1 protein-coding gene is annotated in these 701 nt (G+C 71.2%); it reads left to right on the top strand.

From position 1 onward, the window contains the following. Nucleotides 1-103: 103 nt before the first annotated feature. On the top strand, nucleotides 104-701 hold a 598-nt coding region (locus tag M0638_RS28505), incomplete at its 3' end, for an enoyl-CoA hydratase/isomerase family protein (protein ID WP_248670339.1).

Below are 701 nucleotides of genomic sequence, written 5' to 3'. Positions count from 1 at the left end.
CGACGCTGGCGGGCCAGCCCGCCGGCGACCTGTCCAGCCTCGTCAATCCGGAGGCGGTGGAGGCGCTGGCGCAGCACGCCATGCAGGAGAGGGAGGAGCAGGGATGAGCACCGGCTACGAGGGCTACGAGCGGCTTCGCTTCGACCGGCCGCATCCGCGCGTGCTGCGCGTCACCATGGACAATGGCCGCATGAACACGGCCGACGCCACGATGCACGCCGAGCTGGTGCGGATCTGGCGCGACATCGACGCCGACGACAGCGTCGCCTGCGCCATCATCACCGGCGCCGGCAAGGTCTTCTCGGCGGGCGGCGACTTCGGGATGGTGCGCGCGATCTCGGAGGATTTCGAGACGCGGACCCGCGTGTGGCGGGAGGCGCGCGACATGGTCTACAACCTGGTCAACTGCCGCAAGCCGGTGGTCAGCGCCATGCGCGGCGTGGCGGTCGGCGCCGGGCTGGTCTGCGGCATCCTGGCGGACATCTCGATCGCGACGAAGGACTGCCGCATCACCGACGGGCATACGCGGCTCGGCGTCGCGGCGGGCGACCATGCCGCGATCGTCTGGCCGCTGCTCTGCGGCATGGCCAAGGCGAAGTACTACCTGCTGACCTGCGACCTGCTGCAGGGCGCCGAGGCGGAGCGCATCGGCCTGATCTCGCTCGCCGTCGAGGAGGCCGAGCTGGACGACCGGGCGGTGG

Source organism: Roseomonas acroporae, from assembly GCF_023223525.1.
GTDB classification, from domain to species: Bacteria; Pseudomonadota; Alphaproteobacteria; order Acetobacterales; family Acetobacteraceae; genus Roseomonas_E; species Roseomonas_E acroporae.
Note: the sequence above shows the minus strand (reverse complement) of the source record. Positions and strands in the feature narration are given on the sequence as shown.